We start from the raw sequence: 1785 nt of genomic DNA on the forward strand, positions 1-1785 counted from the left end.
GCGTCAGGGATGTAGCTCGCGCACAGCCGGAAGGCGTCAGGCGCGCATGCGGCCCTCTGCTCGGGAGTGCCACGGTTCTCCTGCGCAAAGGCAGTCCCATGGCCGAACAAAGCCGCCAGCATGACGATTAGTGTGTACTTGAACATAAGGAATCCTTTCTCCGGCTGAGGCATCGCTCTTTCGAACGGAAGCGCGACCTCACGCTTCGAGGTCCCCGCTACCCGAACAGCTCGAACCATGTGTTTGCGAGTCTCTGCTCTTGACACATCTTGCGATCCGCGCTTTACGAAATATACGGTGTAGTATATTTTGGTATCAACGATGTCAAGCCTGTTCTTGGCGCTGTCATGGGAAAACCCCTGGCCGGGGATCGCCGTCGCATCGCTCAACCTAATCGTGACCTTGTCGCTCGTGGGCGTGAGCCTGCTGCTAGGTGTCGCGATTTCGGTGCTTGCCTGGGCGCATGCGCTCGCCGAGCGCGAGCCCGCGCCGGTGCCGCATGCTGCCGAACGGCGGCGCTTCGCATGACGCAATTCATGCCATCCACCACATCAGGCCGAACAGCCGGCGAGCGGTCCTGGATCGCGTTTAAGGGGCTTCAGCGCGAGGGTCGGGCGCTGTGAGCAGAACATCAATGCGCGCCCGCGGCTCGGTCGATGCTCAAGCTCCCGTGCCGGCCTACTTTCTGTGGATCGGCGGAGCGTTGCTGGTGCTGCTCATTGCAGCCGATTCGCTGCTGCCGGCGTCCCCGCCAGGCAAGCTGAGTGAATCCCATTCCTGCGCTTCCGCCGATCCGGATCACCTCCGAGTTGAAGGGGCCGGAAGCAATTGTCATCGATACTAGCCAGCTTGGCTTCCTGCCTATGCTCCCAGACAAGGAGATTGCCGTCCCCTCGCCGCCGCTCAGCTCTGGTGTATCGGATGCTGCACGATAGCCGCCCGCGTCATCGTCCGAGCAAGCCGATGCGAGTGACGGGAGGCCCCCAATCTCGACCCATGTCCGTGAAACGCTGGCGCAGTCACGTCCGGGAGTTTCCGATCAAGCCGGCTCAAGCACGAGGCCGGTTGGGCTTGCCTCGGAACCACAGCGCAATTTCACTCGGACTCGGTCCGAGAAGCGACGGCGATCTGCTCGGGATCCGAGTTCGATATCAATCTCGAATGATGCGCTTCACTGAGCCACGGCCAAGATTCTTGCCGACGCCATCATGCACCTCGCACACACCAAGGCCACCGGTCAGTTCTCACGGACACCCACTGGATTTACCTCATGTCGAAGAAGCGATTGTTAGCGATTATCGTTTTGTCCGCCACGCTTGCCGCTACGGGCGCGATAGCCGATATCACCCACATACCTTTGGACGCCGCGAATCGAGGCGTAGGCGCGCAGCGCGATGCCGAGGAGGCAGTGATCCCTCGCTTGGCTCGAGCAATTTCGCAACATAAACAAGCTGTGGGGCGCGGTACCTAACCCACGTAGCCCGCCATTTCGGCGAGGCTGAATGGCGGCATACGGTTCACTATCCCGCCCAAGTGTGCGCACGTGTTCGTGGCTCATAGGTCAGCGGCTCCAAGATTGCGACGGCGCGGCAGTCCTGTACCCTTCCGACAACCTGGCCGATGTTGTACGCTGATTAGACGGACATTGGGTTAGTCCGCGAGCTGCCAACGGGACGTGCCGAAATCCTTGTTTGGTATTGGCAGCACACATGCCGTCGGCAGGTGTCTCACCTTAATAGACCGACGTTCCTTTTTGCCGGTGCTTTTTGCGTTCGCAATCGCTGG

Annotated in this window: 1 protein-coding gene; it reads left to right on the plus strand. The window is 60.4% G+C overall.

The window, feature by feature from the left end; genetic code table 11:
• The first annotated feature begins 321 nt into the window (after positions 1-321).
• The gene (locus OZ411_RS42775) at positions 322-528 is read left to right on the plus strand and encodes a hypothetical protein (protein WP_282532773.1); all 207 of its coding nucleotides are present in this window, start codon (positions 322-324) and stop codon (positions 526-528) included.
• The last annotated feature ends 1257 nt before the right edge of the window (positions 529-1785 follow it).

It is taken from the genome of Bradyrhizobium sp. Arg237L, from assembly GCF_029990105.1.
Lineage (GTDB): Bacteria > Pseudomonadota > Alphaproteobacteria > Rhizobiales > Xanthobacteraceae > Bradyrhizobium.